Here is a 17,693-nt window from a genome sequence, read left to right on the forward strand (position 1 = left end):
AGCGCGCGCAGGCTGCAAGTGCGGCGGTGCTGGCCGGCGCCGCACGCCGCAGCACCGACGCCCTCGCGTCCTGACACCGATTCACTCGACGGACGGCCGCATGAGGTTCGATTTCTTCCGGCGCCCCGGCGTCGACGGCAACGGCGTGCCCGCCGAGGCAATGCCCCCCATGGCACCCGCAGTAGGCGCCGACGGCCACGTGGCCTACGCCATGCTGCTGGACGGCAAGCGCCGCGTGGTCGGCTACCGCATGGCCTGGCGCGCAGCTGGGCAGGGCACCGATGCCGGCGCGGCGGCCGGCGTCAAGGCGCTCATGGACACGCTGGGCCTGCACCTGAACCCGGGCGGCCACGGCTGGCTGCTGGGCGGGCAGATGGTGTTCGTCGACGTCACGGTGGATGCGCTGTTCCAGAGCGAGCTGCAGTCGCTGCCGCCGCGCAACGTCGTGCTGTGCATGAAGGCCGACGAACTGATGGACGCCGACATGCGCTCCATCCTGCTGTTCCTGCGCGAGCAGGGCTTCGGCTTCATGCTGTGCGGCGGCGCCGCGCTGCCGGACGACGAAGAACTGCGCGCCATCGTCACGCACCGCGAGGTGGCGCCCGCCGACCTGGCGGCCATGTCGCCCGCCGGCCCGGTGCCCATCGCCGCGCGCGTGGCGAACTGGTCCGAGTTCGAGGCCTGCGCCGCACGCGGCGTGCAGGTGTTCGTCGACGGCGCCGTGCGCCTGCCGCCGGCGCGCGACAGCGCCGACGCATTGCAGCCCGAGTCGCAGCTCATCGTGCACCTGATGCAGATGATCCTGCGCAACGAAGACGTGCGCGCCATCGAGGGTGCACTCAAGCACGACGCCGCGCTCACCTACCGGCTGCTGCGCTACATCAACTCGCCCTCGGTCGGCCTGGCGGTCGAGATCCATTCGCTGCGCCATGCGGTCGCCATGCGGTCGCCATGCTCGGCTACTCGCCGCTGTACCGCTGGCTGTCGCTGTTGCTGGCCACCAGCAACAAGATCAGCTCGCCCTTCATGATGAAGAAGGCCATCCTGCGCGGGCGTTTCGTCGAGCTGATGGGGCAGGGCATGCTGCCGCCCAGCGAGGCCGACAACCTGTTCGTCGCGGGCATGTTCTCTCTGCTCGACCAGCTATTGGGCGTGCCGATGGAAGGCGTGCTGCGCAAGGTGCAGCTCACCGAGGCGGTGCAGCAGGCGATTCTTTCGCGCAGCGGCGTCTACGGCCCTTTCGTCGCGCTGGCCGAAAGCTGCGAGACCGACGATGGCCGCGCCGCGCGGTTGTCGGAGGCGCTCTTCCTGAGTGCGGCGCAGGTCAATGCCGCGCAGCTGTCGGCGCTGGTGTGGGCGCTCGACGCCGGCCCGGCCGTGACCGCGCCGCCTGCCTGACCCCCGGAAATGCAGGGCTTTTGCGCGTCTGATCGACCGATTGGAAACGGCGGTTGCTGTGACCATTGAAAGTCACGCTTCCAGGCTGGCTGTGACGACCGAGTTCCTTTTTACCGACCACGACTTTTCCAGAATCCGGACCCTCATCCATCGCCGCGCCGGCATCGCCCTGGGCGAGCAGAAGCGGCAGATGGTGTACAGCCGGCTGTCGCGGCGCCTGCGCGAGCTGCAGGTGCCCGCGTTCGCGTCGTACCTGGACCAGCTCGAGGCGCGCCACGACGGCGACGAGTGGCAGCTGTTCATCAACGCGCTCACCACCAACCTGACCTCGTTCTTTCGCGAGGCGCACCACTTTCCCACGCTCGGCGCGCACGTGCGCAAGATGACCGGCCCGATCACCGTCTGGTGCGCCGCCGCCTCGACGGGCGAAGAGCCGTACTCGATCGCCATCACGCTGATGGAAGCGCTGGGCGACCGCGCCGGCTCGGCCCGCGTGATCGCCAGCGACATCGACACGGCCGTGCTGGCCAAGGCCGCGACCGGCGTCTTCACCACCGAACAGGTGCGGCGCCTGTCGCCCGAGCGGCTGCGGCGCTTCTTCAACAAGGGCACCGGCACCAACGCCGGCAAGGTGCGCGTGCGCCCCGAAGTCGCCGCGCTGGTGAAGTTCTCGCGCGTCAACCTGCTGGACAACGCCTGGGCGGTGAAGGAGCCGGTGGACGCGATCTTCTGCCGCAACGTGATGATCTATTTCGACAAGCCGACGCAGAAGAAGGTGCTCGACCGCTTCGCGCCGCTGCTCAAGCCGGGCGGCTTGCTGTTCGCCGGCCACTCCGAGAACGCCTCGCTCGTCAACCCGGCCTTCCGGCCGCTGGGGCAGACGGTGTACGAGCTGTCGCGCACGCCGGGCATCGCATGAGCCTGGCGAGCCATCACTACTTCGATCGCGATGTCGGCCGCATGGCCGTCAAGCTGTTGCCCTCCGAGTACTACGTGACCACCGACCACACCGTGCTGAGCACCGTGCTCGGCTCCTGCGTGGCCGCCTGCCTGCACGACGCCCAGGCGGGCGTGGCCGGTATGAACCACTTCATGCTGCCCGACGACGGCGAGCCCGGCGTGGGCTCGATGCGCTACGGCGCCTACGCCATGGACGTGCTGGTGCGCGAGCTGGTGCGCGCGGGTGCGCGGCGCGAGCGATTGCAGGCCAAGGTGTTCGGCGGCGGCGCCGTGCTGGCCGGCATGACCACGCTCAACATCGGCGACCGCAACGCCGACTTCGTGCTGCGCTACCTGGAGGCGGAACGCATCGAGGTCGCGGCGCAAGACCTGCGCGGACCGCACGCGCGCCGCGTGTGCTTCCTGCCCGAGAGCGGCAAGGCCGTGGTGCGCCGCCTGCGCGCGCAGACCGAGGTGCTGCGCGTGCGCCGCGACGAAGGCGAGCTGCTGCGCCGGCTGTCGGTGCCCGGCCTGCCGCACGAGATCGACAGAACCAAAGGAAGCCGGTGAGCCTGACAAGCAAGAAGAAGATCAAGGTGCTCTGCGTCGACGATTCGGCGCTGATCCGCAGCGTGATGAGCGAGATCATCAACAGCCAGCCCGACATGACCGTGGTCGGCACGGCGGCCGACCCGCTGGTGGCGCGCGACCTCATCAAGGTCACGAACCCCGACGTGCTCACGCTCGACGTGGAAATGCCGCGCATGGACGGCCTGGAGTTTCTCGAGAAGCTCATGCGCCTGCGGCCGATGCCGGTGGTCATGGTGTCGTCGCTCACCGAGCGTGGCTCGGAGATCGCGCTGCGTGCGCTGGAGCTGGGCGCCATCGACTTCGTGACCAAGCCGCGCCTGGGCGTGCGTGACGGACTGCTCAACTACACCGAACTCATCGCCGGCAAGATCCGCACGGCGGCCAGCGCACGGCTGCTGCCTGCCCGGCCCGCGGCCACCGCAGCGCGTCCTGCGCACGAGGCTGCGCCCGAGGCACTGCTGCGCAGCCCGCTGCTGAGCACCGAGAAGCTGCTCATCATCGGCGCGTCCACCGGCGGCACCGAAGCGATTCGCGAGGTGCTGCAACCACTGCCGCCCGACGCGCCCGCGGTGCTCATCGCGCAGCACATGCCGGCCGGCTTCACGCGCTCCTTCGCGCAGCGGCTGGACGGCCTGTGCCGCATCCGCGTGAAGGAGGCGGAGCAGGGCGAGCGCGTGCTGCCCGGCCATGCCTACATCGCGCCGGGCGGCTTTCACCTGTCGCTGGCACGCAGCGGTGCGAACTACGTGGCCCACCTGGACCAGGAGCCGCCCGTGAACCGCCACCGGCCGTCGATCGACGTGCTGTTCGATTCGGCCGCCAAGCACGCGGGCAAGAACGCCATCGGGATCATCCTCACCGGCATGGGCAAGGACGGCGCCGAGGGCCTGCTGCGCATGCGGCGCGCGGGCGCGCACACGCTGGCGCAGGACGAGGTCAGCTGCGTGGTCTTCGGCATGCCGCGCGAGGCGGTGGCGCTGGGCGCGGTGGACGAGGTGTCGCCCCTGAACGAGATCAGCCGCCGCGTGATGGCGCACCTTCGCACGTTCGGTGAACGTGCGAACCGGGTTTGACGACTTTGAATAACGACCTGTGGAGTTGGAAACATCGTGATCGATAAGAGCATCAAGATTCTGGTTGTGGATGACTTCCCGACCATGCGGCGCATCGTGCGCAACCTGCTGAAGGAACTGGAGTTCCTCAACGTCGACGAGGCCGAGGACGGCGTGGCCGGCCTGGAGAAGCTGCGCGGCGGCAACTTCGGCTTCGTGGTCTCCGACTGGAACATGCCGAACATGGACGGCCTGACCATGCTGCAGACCATCCGCGCCGACCCCGAGCTGAAGAAGCTGCCGGTGCTGATGGTCACGGCCGAAGCCAAGAAGGAGAACATCGTCGCGGCTGCGCAAGCGGGCGCCAATGGCTATGTGGTGAAGCCTTTCACCGCGGCGACGCTGGAAGAGAAGATCACGAAGATCTTCGAGAAGCTGGCCAAAGAGGCGGCTTGATGTGGCTTGGGTGTGCGCGCGCTCTGGTTCAGGGCGACGCTCCCGCCGACGGGGAGCCTTGCTCCGCGAATGTCCCCCGGGGCTTCGCCCCTCCTCCTTGATTTCGCTGCGCAAGGCACCCCATCGACGTGAGCGTGTTCAGGGCGGTTGTTGATCAACCAGCACACCGACCGCGCTCAGTGTGCGCAGGGCACTGGGTGCTTCCCGCAGCGAAATAAAGGAGGAGCGAAGCGGGGGACATTCGCGGAGGGAAGTACCCGGTGGCCTGTGCACGCACCCTGAAAGAACAACAGCAGCGCACAACGCAATGGACAACTGACATGAACGACAACGCCCCGGAACCCGCCAACACCACCGAAGAACTGCTCGGTCGCATCGGCCACCTCACGCGCCAGCTGCGCGAAGGCCTGCGCGAGCTGGGCCTGGACAAGCAGGTGGCCAAGGCCGCGCAGGCCATCCCCGATGCGCGCGACCGTCTGAACTACGTGGCGGCCACCACCGAGCGCGCGGCGCATCGCGCGCTCAACGCCATCGACGTTGCCCAGCCGTTGCAAGAGGCATTGGCGACCGATGCCAAGGCCCTGACGCAGCGTTGGGACCAGTGGTTCGAGAACCCCATCGAACTCGACCACGCGCGCGAGCTCGTGCTCGACACGCGCGGCTACCTGAGCGACGTGCCGCAGCGCGCGAGCGCCATCAACACGCAGCTCATGGAGATCCTGATGGCGCAGGACTTCCAGGACCTCACCGGCCAGGTCATCAAGAAGATGATGGAAGTCGTCAACGACGTCGAGACGCAGCTGCTGCAGGTGCTCATCGACAACTCGCCGCCCGAGAAGCGCCACGAAGCGGCGCAGAGCCTGCAGAACGGGCCGCAGGTGAAGGCCGGCAACCCCGATGCCGTGACCGACCAGTCGCAGGTCGACGACCTGCTCGAAAGCCTCGGGTTCTGAGCCGCTTGATTGGCCGAATTGCAGGGCGATACCGGCCCTGATCGGGCGATTGTTCCGAACCACCGGATTCAATAATTTGGGTCTGAGCAAGGCGTACTTCGCCAGTGCTGGTTCGGAGCATGAATGGCTGAGGAAAGCGATCTCGAGAAAACGGAACCCGCCTCCGAGCGGCGCCTGGAGAAGGCGCGCGAGGAAGGCAACGTGGCCCGTTCGCGCGAGCTCACCACCTTCGTCATGCTCGCCACCGCGAGCGCCGGCTTGTGGTTCGCGGCGGAGCCGCTCGGCGCGAGCATGAGCGGCGCGCTGCGCCACGGCCTGCAGTTCGACCGCGCCAGCGCCTTCGACCCCGCGCACATGCTCTCGCAGAGCGGGCGCATGGTGTTACAGGCGCTCGTTGCCATCGGGCCGCTGTTCGCCATGATGGTCGTCGCCGCCGTGGCCGCGCCCCTGATGCTCGGCGGCTGGATGTTCTCCGGCAAGGCCGTCGCACCGAACTTCGGAAAACTCAATCCACTGGCCGGCATCGGCCGCATGTTCTCTGCGCAGGCACTGGCCGAACTCGTGAAGGCGCTCGCCAAGTCGGCGCTCATCGGCGGCGTGGCGTGGTGGGTCATCGTGGACGACATCGAGGCCGTGATGGCGCTCATGTCGCAGCCCGCGCACGAGGCGCTGCCGCACGCGCTGGTGCTGGTGGCCAAGCACTGCGCGCTGATCGCCGCCACGCTCTTCCTCGTCGCACTCGTCGACGTGCCCTTTCAGCTCTGGAACTACTACCGCAAGCTGCGCATGTCGCGTGAAGACGTGCGCCAGGAGCACAAGGAAAGCGAAGGCGATCCGCACATCAAGGCGCAGATCCGCCGGCAACAACAGCAGATGGCACGCCGCCGCATGATGGCCGAGGTGCCCAAGGCCGACATCGTGCTCACCAACCCGATGCACTTCGCCGTCGCGCTGCAGTACCTGGACAGCGACATGCGCGCACCGCGCGTGGTCGCCAAGGGCACCGAGCTGGTGGCCGCGCGCATCCGCGAACTGGCGAAGGAACACAAGGTCGCGATCCTCGAAGCGCCGCCGCTCACGCGCGCGCTCTACCGCCACACGAAGCTGGGCGAGGAAATTCCGGCGGGCCTGTACACGGCGGTGGCCGAGGTGCTGGCGTGGGTGTACCAACTCAAGCGCTGGAACAGCGAGGGCGGTGAGGCGCCGCGCACGCCGACCGACCTGCCGGTGCCGGCCGATCTGCAGTACTCGCCGGACGCTGCATGAGCGCCGCGCCGGGCCGCCCCAAGCAAGCTCGCACCGCAGTGCGAAGCACGGAGGTAATTCATTGACCGCGTTGAACGACCTGATGCGCCTGCCGGCGCGGATGTTCTCCGGCTCGCACGTGAAGGGGCTGGCGGGCCCGATCCTCATCATTCTCATTTTGAGCATGATGGTGCTGCCGCTGCCGCCGTTCCTGCTCGACCTGCTGTTCACCTTCAACATCGCGCTGTCGGTGATGGTGCTGCTGGTGAGCATGTACACGATGAAGGCGCTGGACTTTGCGGCCTTCCCGGCGGTGCTGTTGTTCTCGACGCTGCTGCGCCTGTCGCTCAACGTGGCCTCCACGCGCGTGGTGCTGATGCACGGCCACACCGGGCCTGACGCGGCCGGCAAGGTGATCGAGGCCTTCGGCCACTTCCTCGTGGGCGGCAACTTCGCGGTGGGCGTGATGGTGTTCATCATCCTCGTGCTCATCAACTTCATGGTGATCACCAAGGGCGCGGGCCGCATCGCCGAGGTGGGCGCGCGCTTCATGCTCGACGCCATGCCGGGCAAGCAGATGGCGATCGACGCCGACCTCAACGCCGGCCTGATCGGCGAAGAGATCGCCCGCAAGCGCCGCGCCGAAGTCGCGCAAGAGGCCGACTTCTACGGCTCGATGGACGGCGCCAGCAAGTTCGTGCGCGGCGACGCCATCGCGGGCCTGCTCATCATGGTCATCAACATCATCGGCGGCCTGGTGGTCGGCATGGTGCAGCACGGGCTCGACTTTTCCACGGCCGCCAAGACCTACACGCTGCTGGCCATCGGCGACGGCCTGGTGGCGCAGATTCCGGCGCTGGTGATCTCCACCGCGGCCGGCGTGATCGTGTCGCGCGTGACCACCGACGAAGACGTGGGCAGCCAGCTCACGGGCCAGCTCTTTTCCAACCCGCAGGTGCTGTTCCTCACGGCCGGCATCGTCGGCCTGCTGGGCATGATCCCCGGCATGCCGAACCTGGCCTTCCTGCTGATCGCGGGCGGCCTGGTGTGGCTCGGGCGGCGGCTGGTGCAGGGCAAGCCGCAGGAGGCCGCCAAGCAGGCCGCAGCCGCTGCAGCGGCGCAAGGTGCGGCGGGCGTGCCGGCCGCGGCCGAGCAGGCCGAAGCCACGTGGGACGACGTGGCGATGGTCGATCCGCTGGGCATGCAGGTCGGCTACCGGCTGATCCCGCTGGTGGACCAGTCGCAGCAGGGCGAGCTGCTGGGCCGCATCAAGAGCATCCGCAAGAAGATCGCGCAGGAGCTGGGCTTCCTGGTGCCGGTGGTTCACATCCGCGACAACCTGGAGATCAAGCCCAACGCCTACGTCATCAGCCTGAAGGACGTGGAGATCGGCCGCGGCGAAGCCTTCCCCAACCAGTGGATGGCGATCAACCCCGGGCAAGTGACGGGCACGCTGACCGGCACGCCCACGCGCGACCCGGCCTTCGGCCTGGAGGCCACCTGGATCGACGGCAGCCTGCGACAGCAGGCACAGGTGTACGGCTACACCGTGGTCGATGCCTGCACCGTGATGGCCACGCACCTGAACCACCTGATCCACACCCACGCGGCCGAACTGCTGGGCCGCCAGGAAGTGCAGCAGCTGCTCGACCAGATCGCCAAGACCGCGCCCAAGCTCACGGAAGACCTGGTGCCCAAGGTGCTGTCGCTGAGCACGCTGCACAAGGTGCTGCAGAACCTGCTCGAAGAAGAGGTGCCGATCCGCGACATGCGCACCATCCTCGACGTGATGGCCGAGCACGCGCCCACGGTGAAAGACCCGACCGAGCTCACCACGCTCACGCGCCTGGCGCTGGGCCGCGCCATCACGCAGCAGCTGTTCCCGGGCGACGAGGAGATGCAGGTGATCGGCCTGGACGGCTCGCTCGACAGCGTGCTGCAGCAGGCCCTGAACAACAGCAGCGGCATCGAGCCGGGCATTGCCGACAACCTGCTCAAGCAGGCGCAGGCCGCCATCGTGCGCCAGGAGCAGATGGGGCTGGCGCCGGTGCTGGTCGTGCAGCACGCGCTGCGCGTGCTGCTGTCGCGCTTCCTGCGGCGCAGCCTGCCGCAGCTGAAGGTGCTCTCGCACGCCGAGATTCCTGACGCCCGGACCATCAAGATCACTGCCGCCATTGGAGGACGAGCCGTTTGAATCCACAGACTGACGCGCGCGATGTGCGCACCACCGCACGCAAATTCGTCGCGGCCACCGGCCGCGAGGCCCTGCGCCTGGTGCGCGAATCGCTCGGTGCCGAGGCCATCGTGCTCACGCACCGCGCCACGGCGCAAGGTGTCGAAATCGTCGCCATGGCCGAGGGCGATGTGCAGGAGACGGTGCAGGCCGCGGTGCCCGCAGTGGCGCCTGTCGTAGCTGCATCCGCCGACCCCACCGTGCTCAGCGAACTCCATTCGATGCGCGGCATGATCGAGGAGCAGCTCGCCAGCGTGGTCTGGAGCGACAGCCAGCGCCGCGACCCGGTGCGCGGTCGCCTGCTGCGCACGCTGCTCGGCGCCGGCTTCAGCGCGCGCCTGTCGAAGGCCATGCTCGAGAAGCTGCCCACGGGTCAGAGTTACGCCGACGGCATGGCCTTCGTGCGCTCCGAACTCGTGCGCGCGGTGCCGGTGCATGAAGACGAAGACGCGCTGTTCGCGCAGGGCGGCGTCTATGCATTGATGGGCCCGACCGGCGTCGGCAAGACCACCACCACTGCCAAGCTGGCCGCACGCTGCGTGATGCGCTTCGGCGCCGACAAGCTCGCGCTCGTCACCACCGACAGCTACCGCATCGGCGCCTACGAGCAGCTGCGCATCTACGGCCAGATCCTCAACGTGCCGGTGCATGCCGTGAAGGACGCGGCCGACCTGCAGCTGGTGCTGCACGACCTGCGCGACCGCCACATGGTGCTCATCGACACCGTCGGCATGAGCCAGCGCGACCGCGCCGTGCCCGAACAGATCGCCATGCTCGGCAGCAGCCAGCGGCCGGTGAAGCGGCTGTTGCTGCTCAACGCCACGAGCCACGGCGACACGCTCAACGAAGTGGTGCACGCCTACCGCCAGGGCCATGCGCTGGCGGGCTGCATCTTCACCAAGGTCGACGAGGCCACGCACCCGGGCGCGCTGATCGACACCGTGATCCGCCACCGCCTGCCGGTGCACTACATCTCGGGCGGCCAGAAGGTGCCCGAGAACCTGCTGCGCGCCGACCGCGTGCAGCTGGTGGACAGCGTGTTCCAGCCGCGCCAGCACAGCCCGTTGTTCGTGCCGGCGGAAGCTGATCTGGCGGACGAGGCCGCGCCTTCGGCGCAGGCGCAGGGCGAGACCGATCGCCTGCGCTTGCGCTACCAGAGCCTGATCCGTGCGATGGCGCACGACGCGCAGGAACTGGCGACGACCGCCGGCGCGCTGGCGGGTGCGCACATCGGTTTCGACGGCGCGCGCACGTTGTGGCGTCAGGCGGGTGATGAGGCCATCGATGCCAAGACCGTGCTGAACGACTTGTCGGCGTTCGCGCGCGGCGAGGTGGCTTCTGGCTGCGACACCTATGTGCTCGCGCTGGCCGGGCAGGTGGGCCTGCGCGCGACGGACAGTGGCGATGCCTACGTGTGCCACGGCAGCCTGCTGCTGTCGGACCGCAACGGCCTGCCGCTGGCCGCGCCGAACCAGTGGCTTTCGACGGCTGCGGCGCGCCAGTCGGCGCAGCCGGGATCGCGTCAGGCGCAGTGGTTGCAGCAACAGGATTTCGGCAAACGGCTCGTGCATGTGCTGGGCAAGCCGCCTGCTGTCGAACAGATGCTGGCGTGGCAGGCCGAAGGCACGCAGTGGCTGGCGCGCGCGCCGGGCACCACGGCCGTGACCGACGTGCGCACCGGCGCCGCGACCACGCTCGCGCGCCTGGTCTTCGTATTCGATGAAGCGACCGAACGAGCCGTGCGCTATCGCGGCAAGGCTGCGCTGCAATGCGAAGCGCAAGTCGAGGTGTTGCCGCGCGCTGCCGTCGACCGCGACGCCATGCCCGCGCTGCGTTGCGTGGCTGTGCGCGTGGTCGATGCGCGCAGCCGCAAGCTGCTGTCGCAAACCTGCGTGCTCACCAACCTGGGCGCCGAGGTCGGCGCACCGCAGCTCGCGCAATGGCAGGGCTGGACCGCTGATACCGAGCCGTGCTTTCGCCTGCTGCGCGATGGCGTGCAGCTCGTGGGCGGCATGGGCGAGCCCGGTGATCCGCAGATGATGAAGCGCCTGCTCGTTGCCGGCCAGGTCACGACCACCGTGTGGCGCCTGCTGCAGGCCGAGGGCGAATGGGCCGACCGCACGCGCCTGCTGCTGGGCCAGCTCACGGGCCGCGTCCCGCGCGCCGGCCGCGCCATGACGGGTGGTGCGCTGTATGCGGGCGTGGGCAAGCTGTTCCTGCTGCTCGATGCACTGGGCACCGAATCGGCAGGGCCGGCGCAAGCGCCGCGCGCGCTGGAACGCCAGGGCTGAACGTCATGAACGCACGCGTCACGGACCAGGCCGACGGGCTGCGGCGGCTGCTCGGGCAAGCGCCGGTGCGCGTCGTCGCGGTGGCGGGCATGGGCCCCGGCGCGGGCGCGACCACGGCTGCGATGAGCCTGGGCGCGGCGCTGGCGCAGCAGGGCAAGGACGTGCTGTTGCTCGACGAGCATCACCCGAAGGTGCGCTCGGTCTGCGACGTGTGGGCACTCGGCCCACGCGGAACGCTGGCCGATGTGACCGGGCGGCGGTTGCGCGTCGACCAGGCCGCGGCCAGCGCGGTGTGCGGCGTGCAGGTGCTGCCCGCATCACCCGGCGCGATCGTCGATCCGCGCACGCAGTGGCCGCGCGGCATCGTGCTGGTCGATGCCGCCTTCGATGACGAGGGCCGTCTGTCGCCGCTGGCGGAAGGCGCCGACGAACTGCTTCTCGTGCTGCAACCGCACCCGGCAGCCATCACCTCGGCCTACGCGGGCATCAAGCGCCTGCACCGCGCGCATGCGCTGAAGCAGTTGCGCTTCCTGCTCAACGGCGTGGCCGATGTGGGGACCGCGCAGCAGGTCATGCACAACCTCGCGCAGGCGGCCAGCCGCTATCTCGCGCTGTCGCTGCTGCCCGTGGGTTGGGTGCGCACTGACCCCTGGCTGGCGGATGCGGCGCGGCTGCGCCAGACGGTGGTCGAGGCCTTCCCGGCCAGCGCCGCGGCGGTCGATTTCCGCGCCATCGCCGACGACATGGGCCGTTGGCCCTGGCGCACGCCCGCGCGGCCGGCCGTGTTCCCGCAGGCGCTCGCCGCCTGAGACACGACGACGAGGACGGACGGCCGTGTACACCGCGCAGGGCACCATCGAGAAATCGCATCTGCTGGAACAGCACCAGCCGCTGGTGCGCCGCATCGCGCTGCAGATGATGGCGCGGCTGCCGGCCAGCGTGGAGCTGGACGACCTGATCCAGGCCGGCATGCTCGGCCTGCTCGATGCGTCGAGCCGCTACCAGGACCACCGCGGTGCGCAGTTCGAGACCTTCGTCAGCCAGCGCATCCGTGGCGCCATGCTCGACGAGCTGCGCGCCAGCGACTGGGGTTCGCGCGGGCTGCGCCAGTCGGCGCGCGGCATCGAGAAAGCGATCCAGGCACTGGGCCACCGGTTGGGCCGCGCGCCCACCGAAGGCGAGATCGCGAAGGAGCTGAAGGTCGACCTGGACACCTACCAGTCGATGCTGCAGGACATCCAGGGCTGCCAGCTGCTGTACGTGGAAGACTTCGCCAAGGGCGACCCCGACAACCCCTTTCTCGACCTGCATGCGCAAGATGCACGCAAGGGCCGCGGCCAGTTCGACGACCCGCTCGCGCGCCTGCTCGAAAGCGGCTTTCGCCACCAGCTGGTGGACGCCATTGGCGCGCTGCCCGAGCGCGACCAGCTGCTGCTCAAGCTCTACTACGAGGAAGAGCTGAACCTGCGCGAGATCGGCGCGGTGCTCGAGGTGAGCCAGTCGCGCGTGTGCCAACTGCACGGGCAGGCGGTGAGCCGGCTGCGTGCCAAGCTTAAAGATGCGCTGTAGAAAATTTCAGCTGGCGTAGCGCGCGTCGAGCGCATCGAGCTCGGGCTTGCGCACCAGCCGCTGCCGCTCGGCGAAGGGCGCGACCAGCGACGGGTCTTCGTCCATGCGCCGCGTGTCGCGCAGCACCGTGAGCGCCTTCTGCATGCCGGCCAGCGCGCCTTGCAGCGCGGCGTTGGCGTACAGCACGATGCCGTAGCCGAGGCCACCGAGTTCCTCGGCGCCGAAGATCGGCGTCTTGCCGCCGATCACCATGTTCATGAGTTGCGGCTTGTGCAGGCGCTGCGGCAGCGCGCGAATTTCGTCGGCCGTGGTGACGGCTTCGACGAACAGGATGTCGGCGCCGGCCTCGCTGAACTTCTGTGCGCGCTCGATCGCGGCCTCGAAGCCCAGCGTCGCCGCCGCGTCGGTGCGGGCCATGATGAGCAGGTCGGGGTCGGTGCGCGCATCGACGGCGGCCTTGATCTTGTTGACGGCTTCCTCGGTGGAGATCACGTCCTTGCCCGAGAAATGGCCGCAGCGCTTGGGCGCGACCTGGTCCTCGAACTGGATGCAGTCGGCGCCCGCGCGCTCCAGCACGCGCACCGTGTGGCGCACGTTCAGTGCGTTGCCGAAGCCGGTGTCGGCATCGACGATCAGCGGCAGGTTCACGGCGTCGCGGATGCGCGCCGTGTGGTCGGCGATCTCGTGCAGGCCCATGAAGCCCTGGTCGGGCAGGCCGAACCACATGTTGGTGACGCCCGCGCCGGTGACGTAAATGGCTTCGAAGCCCAGGTCTTCGATGACGCGCGCCGACAGCGCGTTGAAAGCGCCCGGCACCAGCACGCCGCGGCGGGCCTCGGCCAGGGAACGGAGGGTCTTGCGAGTCGACATCGGAATTTCCTGTGAATGAATCTGAAAGCTCAAAGGGTGTCGCCGGGCACACGGACCCAGCCTTCCATCAAGACGCGGGCGCTGCGGCTCATGACGGCTTTGGTCACCTGCCACTCGCCATCGACCTGGCTGGCCTGCGCGCCCACGCGCAAGGTGCCCGAGGGATGGCCGAAGCGCACGGCCTCGCGCGCGCCGCCGCCGGCCGCGAGGTTCACCAGCGTGCCGGGAATGGCGGCGGCCGTGCCGATGGCGACGGCGGCCGTGCCCATCATGGCGTGGTGCAGCTTGCCCATCGACAGCGCGCGCACGAGCAGGTCGGTGTCGCCAGCCGCGACGGTCTTGCCGCTCGATGCCGTGTAGCCCGCCGGCTTGGCCACGAAGGCGACCTTGGGCGTGTGCTGGCGGCTGGCGGCTTCGTCGAGCGACTGGATCAGCCCCATGCGCAGCGCACCGTGCGCGCGGATGGCCTCGAAGCGGGCGAGCGCGGCGGCGTCGCCGTTGATCGCGTCCTGCAGCTCGGCGCCGGTGTAGCCGAGGGCGTCGGCGTTCACGAAGATGGTGGGGATGCCGGCGTTGATCATCGTGGCCTGCAGCGTGCCGATGCCGGGCACGTGCAGATCGTCGACGAGATTGCCGGTCGGGAACATCGCGCCGCCCGCGCCGTCTTCTTCGGCGGCGGGGTCCATGAATTCGAGCTGTACCTCGGCCGCGGGGAAGGTCACGCCGTCGAGTTCGAAGTCGCCGGTTTCCTGCACCGCACCGCCGGTCATCGGCACGTGCGCGACGATGGTCTTGCCGATGTTGGCCTGCCAGATGCGCACGACCGCCACGCCGTCGCGCGGCACGCGTGCCGCATCGATGAGGCCGTTGCTGATCGCAAACGGCCCCACGGCCGCCGACAGGTTGCCGCAGTTGCCGCTCCAGTCGACAAAGGGCCGTTCGATCGACACCTGGCCGAACAGGTAGTCCACGTCGTGGTCGGGCCGGCTGCTCTTCGAGAGGATGACGGTCTTGCTCGTGCTCGAGGTGGCGGCGCCCATGCCGTCGATCTGCTTGCCGTAGGGGTCGGGGCTGCCGATCACGCGCAGCAGCAGCGCATCGCGCGCGGGGCCCGGCACCTGCGCGGCCTCGGGCAGGTCCTGCAGGCGGAAGAACACGCCCTTGCTGGTGCCGCCGCGCATGTAGGTGGCGGGGATCTTGATCTGCGGAATGTGCGGCATCGTCAGTCGGCTTTCGTGGCGGCGAGGAAGTCCTGTGCGAAGCGCTGCAGCACCCCGCCGGCTTCGTAGATGGAGACCTCTTCGGCGGTGTCGAGGCGGCAGGTCATGGGCACGTCGAGCCGTTCACCGCTCTGGCGGTGCACGACCAGCACGAGGTCGGTGCGCGGGGTGCGCTCGCCGGTCACATCGTAAGTCTCGGTGCCGTCCAGGCCCAGCGTGAGGCGGTTCGTGCCCGGCTTGAACTCGAGAGGCAGCACGCCCATGCCGATCAGGTTGGTGCGGTGGATGCGCTCGAAGCCCTCGGCCGCAATCGCTTCGACGCCGGCCAGCCGCACGCCCTTGGCGGCCCAGTCGCGCGACGAGCCCTGGCCGTAGTCGGCGCCGGCCACGATGATCAGCGGCTGCTTGCGCAGCATGTAGGTTTCGATGGCTTCCCACATGCGCATCACCTCGCCCTCGGGCTCCACGCGCGCCAGCGAACCGGCGCGCACCGTGCCGTCGGCCTTGCGCACCATCTCGTTCTTCAGCGTGGGGTTGGCAAAAGTGGCGCGCTGCGCCGTGAGGTGGTCGCCGCGGTGGGTGGCGTAGGAATTGAAGTCTTCCTCGGGCAGGCCCATGCGGTGCAGGTACTGGCCGGCGGCACTGTCGAGCAGGATCGCGTTCGACGGCGACAGGTGATCGGTCGTGATGTTGTCCGGCAGGATCGCCAGCGGCCGCATGCCTTTCAGCGTGCGTTCGCCGGCGAGCGCGCCTTCCCAGTACGGCGGGCGGCGGATGTAGGTGGAGGCGGGGCGCCAGTCGTACAGCGGTGCCACCGTCTCGCCCGTGTCGGGCTGGATCGCGAACATCGGCTCGTACACCTGGCGGAAGTGCGCGGGCTTCACGCTGGCTTTCACGATGGCATCGATCTCTTCGTCGCGCGGCCAGAGGTCCTTGAGGCGAATCTCCTTGCCATCGACGACGGTGAGCACGTCCTTCTCGATGTCGAAGCGCACGGTGCCCGCGATGGCATAGGCCACCACCAGCGGCGGCGAGGCCAGGAAGGCCTGCTTCGCGTACGGGTGGATGCGGCCGTCGAAGTTGCGGTTGCCAGAGAGCACGGCGGTGGCGTACAGGTCGCGATCGACGATCTCCTGCTGGATGGCAGGATCGAGCGCGCCCGACATGCCGTTGCACGACGTGCAGGCATAGGCGACCACGCCGAAGCCCAGCTGTTCGAGTTCGCGCATCAGGCCCGCGTCTTCCAGGTACAGCGTCACCGCTTTCGAGCCCGGCGCCAGCGAGGTCTTGACCCACGGCTTGCGCGCGAGGCCCACGCGGTTCGCGTTGCGCGCGAGCAGGCCCGCGGCGATCACGTTGCGCGGGTTGCTGGTGTTGGTGCAGCTGGTGATGGCCGCGATGATCACGGCGCCGTCAGGCATCTGGCCGGGCACGTCGTCCCACGGGGCGGCGATGCCGCGCGCCGCGAGGTCGGCCGTGGCCACGCGCGCATGCGGGTTCGAGGGGCCGGCCATGTTGCGCACGACCGTCGACAGGTCGAAGTGCAGCACGCGTTCGTACTCGACCTCGCTCAGCGTGTCGGCCCACAGGCCGGCCTGCTTCGCATAGATCTCGACGAGGCGCACCTGCTCGTCGGCGCGGCCCGTGAGGCGCAGGTAGTCGAGCGTCTGCGTGTCGATGGCGAACATCGCGGCGGTGGCGCCGTATTCGGGCGCCATGTTGGAGATGGTCGCGCGGTCGCCCAGCGTGAGGCTGGCCGCGCCTTCGCCGTGGAACTCGAGGTACGCGCCCACGACCTTCGCCGCGCGCAGGAACTCGGTGAGCGCGAGCACGACGTCGGTGGCCGTGATGCCCGGCTGCGGCCGGCCCGCGAGACGCACGCCGACGATGTCGGGCAGCCGCATCCACGAGGCACGGCCGAGCATCACGTTCTCGGCCTCGAGCCCGCCCACGCCGATGGCGACCACGCCCAGCGCATCGACGTGCGGCGTGTGGCTGTCGGTGCCGACCAGCGTGTCGGGGTAGGCCACACCGTCTTGTGCATGCACGACGGGCGACATCCGCTCCAGGTTGATCTGATGCATGATCCCGTTCCCCGGCGGGATCACCTCCATGTTGCGGAAGGCCCGCTTCGTCCATTCGATGAAGTGAAAGCGGTCTTCGTTGCGCCGGTCCTCGATGGCGCGGTTCTTCGCGAAGGCGTCGGGGTCGAAGCCGCCGCACTCCACCGCCAGCGAGTGGTCGACGATGAGCTGCACCGGCACCACGGGGTTCACTTGCGACGGGTCGCCGCCCTGCTCGGCGATGGCGTCGCGCAGGCCGGCCAGGTCGACCAGCGCGGTCTGGCCGAGGATGTCGTGGCAGACCACGCGCGCGGGGAACCACGGAAAGTCATGCGCGCGCTGGCGCAGGGCGAGCTGCGTGAGGCTCTGCACGAGGATCGCCGGGTCGCAGCGGCGCACGAGGTTCTCGGCATGCACGCGCGCGGTGTAGGGCATCGTGGCCCAGGCGCCGGCCTGGATGGCTTCGACGGCTTCGCGTGCATCGAAGTAGTCCAGCGCGGTGCCGGGAAGGTTCTTGCGGTAGTCGGTGTTCATGGGGGGCGCTTGTCGCTCGGCACCCGCACGCAGGCACGGGCGCTTTTTCTTCTTCGGGTGTTTTTACTTCCGATCCTGGATCGGCGCGAACTTCAGGTCTTCGGGGCCCGTGTAGTTGGCGCTCGGCCGGATGATCTTGTTGTCGATGCGCTGCTCGATGATGTGCGCCGCCCAGCCTGATGTGCGCGCAATGACGAACAGCGGCGTGAACATGGCCGTGGGCACGCCCATCATGTGATAGCTCACGGCGCTGAACCAGTCGAGGTTGGGGAACATCTG

The 17,693-nt window shown here is 68.8% G+C and carries 16 protein-coding genes; 12 read left to right on the top strand and 4 right to left on the bottom strand.

Features of this window, described 5'->3' with window-relative positions:
- Nucleotides 1-100 precede the first annotated feature (100 nt).
- The 12 genes from AAG801_RS30250 to AAG801_RS30305 all read left to right on the top strand — a co-directional run bounded on the left by AAG801_RS30250 (nucleotide 101) and on the right by AAG801_RS30305 (nucleotide 12,727).
- Nucleotides 101-1,030, top strand: coding sequence for an HDOD domain-containing protein (locus tag AAG801_RS30250; RefSeq protein WP_341891708.1), 930 nt, complete (start codon nucleotides 101-103; stop codon nucleotides 1,028-1,030).
- Nucleotides 952-1,398, top strand: a complete 447-nt coding sequence (locus AAG801_RS30255) for a hypothetical protein (protein WP_341891709.1) — start codon at nucleotides 952-954, stop codon at nucleotides 1,396-1,398. The genes AAG801_RS30250 and AAG801_RS30255 overlap by 79 nt, the downstream gene beginning before the upstream one ends.
- A gap of 91 nt (nucleotides 1,399-1,489) precedes the next feature.
- The gene (locus tag AAG801_RS30260) at nucleotides 1,490-2,317 is read left to right on the top strand and encodes a CheR family methyltransferase (protein WP_341891710.1); all 828 of its coding nucleotides are present in this window, start codon (nucleotides 1,490-1,492) and stop codon (nucleotides 2,315-2,317) included.
- Complete coding sequence (gene cheD, locus AAG801_RS30265; RefSeq protein ID WP_341891711.1) at nucleotides 2,314-2,907, top strand: chemoreceptor glutamine deamidase CheD; 594 nt, start codon at nucleotides 2,314-2,316, stop codon at nucleotides 2,905-2,907. Before AAG801_RS30260 ends, cheD begins: the two co-directional genes overlap by 4 nt.
- 2 nt (nucleotides 2,908-2,909) lie before the next feature.
- Complete coding sequence (locus AAG801_RS30270) at nucleotides 2,910-4,001, top strand: chemotaxis response regulator protein-glutamate methylesterase (protein ID WP_341891721.1); 1,092 nt, start codon at nucleotides 2,910-2,912, stop codon at nucleotides 3,999-4,001.
- A 39-nt stretch (nucleotides 4,002-4,040) separates the two neighbouring features.
- Complete coding sequence (gene cheY / locus AAG801_RS30275; protein ID WP_180288722.1) at nucleotides 4,041-4,436, top strand: chemotaxis response regulator CheY; 396 nt, start codon at nucleotides 4,041-4,043, stop codon at nucleotides 4,434-4,436.
- A 320-nt stretch (nucleotides 4,437-4,756) separates the two neighbouring features.
- On the top strand, nucleotides 4,757-5,389 hold the full coding sequence (gene cheZ / locus AAG801_RS30280; protein WP_192193156.1) for a protein phosphatase CheZ: 633 nt from the start codon (nucleotides 4,757-4,759) through the stop codon (nucleotides 5,387-5,389).
- Nucleotides 5,390-5,512: 123 nt separating this feature from the next.
- Entirely contained in the window at nucleotides 5,513-6,655 is a 1,143-nt protein-coding gene (gene flhB, locus AAG801_RS30285; protein ID WP_341891712.1) for a flagellar biosynthesis protein FlhB, read from the top strand.
- Nucleotides 6,656-6,716: 61 nt separating this feature from the next.
- Nucleotides 6,717-8,828 (top strand): flagellar biosynthesis protein FlhA, encoded by a 2,112-nt coding sequence (gene flhA, locus AAG801_RS30290; RefSeq protein WP_341891713.1) that lies wholly within the window; start codon nucleotides 6,717-6,719, stop codon nucleotides 8,826-8,828.
- Complete coding sequence (gene flhF, locus AAG801_RS30295; protein WP_341891714.1) at nucleotides 8,825-11,158, top strand: flagellar biosynthesis protein FlhF; 2,334 nt, start codon at nucleotides 8,825-8,827, stop codon at nucleotides 11,156-11,158. The genes flhA and flhF overlap by 4 nt, the downstream gene beginning before the upstream one ends.
- Before the next feature lie 5 nt (nucleotides 11,159-11,163).
- Complete coding sequence (locus AAG801_RS30300) at nucleotides 11,164-11,967, top strand: flagellar biosynthesis protein FlhG (protein WP_341891715.1); 804 nt, start codon at nucleotides 11,164-11,166, stop codon at nucleotides 11,965-11,967.
- Between the two features lie 25 nt (nucleotides 11,968-11,992).
- The gene (locus AAG801_RS30305) at nucleotides 11,993-12,727 is read left to right on the top strand and encodes an RNA polymerase sigma factor FliA (protein ID WP_341891716.1); all 735 of its coding nucleotides are present in this window, start codon (nucleotides 11,993-11,995) and stop codon (nucleotides 12,725-12,727) included.
- 6 nt (nucleotides 12,728-12,733) lie between these two features.
- On the opposite strand, the gene AAG801_RS30310 is transcribed toward AAG801_RS30305, so the two are convergent.
- From AAG801_RS30310 to AAG801_RS30325, 4 genes are all read right to left on the bottom strand, one after another.
- Nucleotides 12,734-13,597 (bottom strand): isocitrate lyase/PEP mutase family protein, encoded by an 864-nt coding sequence (locus AAG801_RS30310; protein WP_341891717.1) that lies wholly within the window; start codon nucleotides 13,595-13,597, stop codon nucleotides 12,734-12,736.
- A gap of 29 nt (nucleotides 13,598-13,626) precedes the next feature.
- Complete coding sequence (prpF, locus tag AAG801_RS30315; protein ID WP_341891718.1) at nucleotides 13,627-14,817, bottom strand: 2-methylaconitate cis-trans isomerase PrpF; 1,191 nt, start codon at nucleotides 14,815-14,817, stop codon at nucleotides 13,627-13,629.
- Nucleotides 14,818-14,819: 2 nt separating this feature from the next.
- A complete protein-coding gene (acnD, locus tag AAG801_RS30320) occupies nucleotides 14,820-17,414 on the bottom strand; it encodes a Fe/S-dependent 2-methylisocitrate dehydratase AcnD (protein WP_341891719.1) in 2,595 nt (864 codons plus the stop codon).
- A 63-nt stretch (nucleotides 17,415-17,477) separates the two neighbouring features.
- A partial coding sequence (locus AAG801_RS30325) for a citrate/2-methylcitrate synthase (RefSeq protein WP_341891720.1) occupies nucleotides 17,478-17,693 on the bottom strand: 216 nt, incomplete at its 5' end.

This window comes from Variovorax sp. YR752 (genome assembly GCF_943372545.1).

Coding starts and splice junctions, on each gene's coding strand:
- AAG801_RS30250 (WP_341891708.1), top strand. CDS start 101: ATGAGGTTCGATTTCTTCCGGCGCCCCGGCGTCGACGGCAACGGCGTG.
- AAG801_RS30255 (WP_341891709.1), top strand. CDS start 952: ATGCTCGGCTACTCGCCGCTGTACCGCTGGCTGTCGCTGTTGCTGGCC.
- cheD (WP_341891711.1), top strand. CDS start 2,314: ATGAGCCTGGCGAGCCATCACTACTTCGATCGCGATGTCGGCCGCATG.
- cheZ (WP_192193156.1), top strand. CDS start 4,757: ATGAACGACAACGCCCCGGAACCCGCCAACACCACCGAAGAACTGCTC.
- flhB (WP_341891712.1), top strand. CDS start 5,513: ATGGCTGAGGAAAGCGATCTCGAGAAAACGGAACCCGCCTCCGAGCGG.
- AAG801_RS30300 (WP_341891715.1), top strand. CDS start 11,164: ATGAACGCACGCGTCACGGACCAGGCCGACGGGCTGCGGCGGCTGCTC.
- AAG801_RS30310 (WP_341891717.1), bottom strand. CDS start 13,597: ATGTCGACTCGCAAGACCCTCCGTTCCCTGGCCGAGGCCCGCCGCGGC.
- prpF (WP_341891718.1), bottom strand. CDS start 14,817: ATGCCGCACATTCCGCAGATCAAGATCCCCGCCACCTACATGCGCGGC.
- acnD (WP_341891719.1), bottom strand. CDS start 17,414: ATGAACACCGACTACCGCAAGAACCTTCCCGGCACCGCGCTGGACTAC.